This is a genomic window from Salipiger sp. HF18, assembly GCF_011806505.1.
GTDB classification, from domain to species: domain Bacteria; phylum Pseudomonadota; class Alphaproteobacteria; order Rhodobacterales; family Rhodobacteraceae; genus Salipiger; species Salipiger thiooxidans.
Map to the genome: position 1 here is coordinate 1 of NZ_JAATOS010000538.1, position 2,593 is coordinate 2,593.

General features: G+C 68.5%; 4 protein-coding genes. All 4 read left to right on the forward strand.

Features of this window, described 5'->3' with window-relative positions; translation table 11 throughout:
* The first annotated feature begins 84 nt into the window (after positions 1 to 84).
* Entirely contained in the window at positions 85 to 762 is a 678-nt protein-coding gene (locus HC022_RS23750; RefSeq protein WP_008883293.1) for an endonuclease/exonuclease/phosphatase family protein, read from the forward strand.
* A 120-nt stretch (positions 763 to 882) separates the two neighbouring features.
* Complete coding sequence (locus tag HC022_RS23755) at positions 883 to 1,797, forward strand: co-chaperone YbbN (protein WP_167454047.1); 915 nt, start codon at positions 883 to 885, stop codon at positions 1,795 to 1,797.
* Positions 1,798 to 1,824: 27 nt separating this feature from the next.
* Positions 1,825 to 2,472 carry an LON peptidase substrate-binding domain-containing protein gene (locus tag HC022_RS23760; RefSeq protein WP_040383630.1) on the forward strand — a complete coding sequence of 216 codons (648 nt, stop codon included), beginning with the start codon at positions 1,825 to 1,827 and terminating at the stop codon, positions 2,470 to 2,472.
* Positions 2,469 to 2,593 (forward strand): Trm112 family protein (locus HC022_RS29475; RefSeq protein WP_368484724.1); only part of this gene is annotated, 125 nt, incomplete at its 3' end. The genes HC022_RS23760 and HC022_RS29475, both read left to right, overlap by 4 nt.

Genomic DNA, 2,593 nt, shown 5'->3' on the forward strand with positions numbered 1-2,593 from the left:
AGTCGCTGGACCAGCAGCCGCTCTGGCTGCGGATCGGGGCGCGGGTGACGCGCCTGATCGCGCCGGTGTTGTAGGAGCGGGTCGATGCGGCTGAAGGTTGCAAGCTACAATATCCGCAAGGCGATGGGTCTCGACCGCCGGCGCGATCCGGCGCGGATCCTCAAGGTGCTGAACAGGATCGGCGCTGACGTGGTCATGCTGCAGGAGGCCGACCTGCGGCTCGGCCCGCGGCCGACGGCGATTCCGCGCTTCCTCATCGAGCAGGAGACGGATTACGAGGTGGCCGACGTCTCGGTCAACGACGTCAGCATCGGCTGGCACGGCAACGCCATGTTGGTGCGCAAGGGGCTGCAGCGCGGCGGCGTGCGGCGGCTCGAGTTGCCGGGGCTGGAGCCGCGCGGCGCGGTGCTGGTCGAGGTCGAGGGCATCAGCTTCGTGGGCGCCCACCTCGGGCTGATGCGACGCTTCCGGCTGCTTCAGATGACCGCGATCCGGGAGCACCTGAGCGGCATCGAGACCACGGCCTTCATCGCGGGCGATTTCAACGAATGGTCCGACGTGCGCGGCTACGAGCCGTGGGAGAACGACTTCAAGCTGGTGCTGCCCGGGCGCAGCTACCACGCGGCGCGGCCGGTGGCGGCGCTGGACGGCTTCGCCTATGGCAACGCGCTGCGCATCGAGCGGATGGGCGTGATGCGCGAAGGGCCGGCGCGCGTGGCCTCGGACCACCTGCCAATCTGGGCCGAGCTGGACCGCGACTGAGCCGGCCTCGGGCCCCGCGACGGGGGCTGCGGATGGCACAGTGCCGGCCACGGGCCTTGCATCATTGCGGACCATGCGCCATCTGTCAGCAGGACAGAACCGCAAGCAGCGGAGGAAAAGATGCTGGAACTGGGTAGCAAGCCGGAGGCGCCGCAGGGCGACCTTATCAAGGATGTCTCCGAAGCCGACTTCATGGCCGAGGTCGTGGACCGCTCGCAGGAGGTCCCCGTCATCGTCGACTTCTGGGCGCCGTGGTGCGGCCCCTGCAAGCAGCTTGGACCGGCGCTCGAGGCGGCTGTGACCGCCGCGCGCGGTGCCGTGGTGATGGCCAAGGTGAACGTGGACGAGGCACAGATGATCGCCTCGCAGCTGCGCATCCAGTCGATCCCGACGGTCTATGCCTTCTACAAGGGCCAGCCGGTGGACGGCTTCCAGGGCGCGCTGTCGGCTTCCGAGCTCAAGGCCTTCATCGACCGTGTCGTGCAGGTCTCGGGCGGGGACGCGAGCGGCGGGCTCGACGAGGCGGTGGCCGCCGCCGAGGAGATGCTCGAGCAGGGGGCCGCGACAGATGCGGCGCAGACCTTTGCCGCGATCCTCGAGGAGGACCCGGTCAATGCTGCGGCCTACGGTGGTTTCGTGCGGGCGCATATCGCGATGGACGATCTCGACCAGGCCGAGGCGATCCTGAACGGCGCGCCGGTGGAGATCTCGAAATCCGCCGAGCTCGAGGCGGCCCACGCCCAGCTCGCGCTGGCGCGCCAGGCCGAGAATGCCGGCCCGGTGGCCGACCTCACCGCGCAGGTCGAGGCCGACCCGGCCGATCACCAGGCCCGGTTCGACCTTGCTCAGGCGCTGTATGCCAAGGGCGACGCCGCCGGTGCCGTCGATCAGCTTCTCGAGCTTTTCCGCCGCGATCGCGAGTGGAACGAGGGCGCGGCCAAGACCCAGCTCTTCACCATCTTCGAGGCGCTCAAGGCCAATGATCCGGTGGTGCTGAACGGCCGGAGAAAACTCAGCTCGATGATATTTGCCTGATGGCCCGAGCGGACTAGCTCGGTGTCCATGTCCAGACGCATCGATCTTCCGGGCACGGTCCCGATCTTTCCCCTGCCGGGTGCGTTGCTGCTGCCGCGCTCCCGGCTTCCCCTGCACATCTTCGAGCCGCGTTACCTCGCGATGCTGGATGACGCGCTGAAGACGGACTCTCGGGTGATCGGCATGATCCAGCCCGACCGGCTCGCGGCCCGCGAAGGCGGCTGCGGGCTGCACCGGATCGGCTGTGCCGGGCGCATCACCCAGTTCTCCGAGACCGAGGACGGGCGTTACATGATCACGCTCTTCGGGCTGTCGCGGTTCCGCGTGCTGCACGAGGTGGACGGGTTCACGCCTTACCGTCGCTGCGACGTGAGCTGGGACGGGTTCGAGCGTGATCTCGGCGGCACCGAGGCGGACGAGGCCTTCAACCGCAAGCGCTTCCTCGACACGCTCGACCGCTATTTCGAGGCGCGCGGGCTTTCGGCGGACTGGGCCACGCTCAAGGACGCGGATGACGAGCTGCTGATCAACTCGCTCTCGATGCTCCTGGAGTTCGAGCCCGAGGACAAACAGGCGCTGCTCGAGGCGCCGTCTCTCGAGACCCGGCGCGAGACGCTGGTGACCCTCATCGAATACGCGCTGCGCGGCGGCGGCGGAGAAGGAACGATGCAATGAACGACGCAGTGACGGCAGGGGCGGCAGGCCCCGCAAACACCCCCTTCGACCGGCGGATGCTCGAGGCGCTGGTCTGCCCGGCGACCCACGCGACGCTGGAATACGACCCCGAGCGGCAGGA

What these genes read in the sequence shown, in the direction of transcription:
- HC022_RS23760 (WP_040383630.1), top strand. Translation starts at nt 1,825, where the DNA reads ATGTCCAGACGCATCGATCTTCCGGGCACGGTCCCGATCTTTCCCCTG.
- HC022_RS23755 (WP_167454047.1), top strand. Translation starts at nt 883, where the DNA reads ATGCTGGAACTGGGTAGCAAGCCGGAGGCGCCGCAGGGCGACCTTATC.
- HC022_RS23750 (WP_008883293.1), top strand. Translation starts at nt 85, where the DNA reads ATGCGGCTGAAGGTTGCAAGCTACAATATCCGCAAGGCGATGGGTCTC.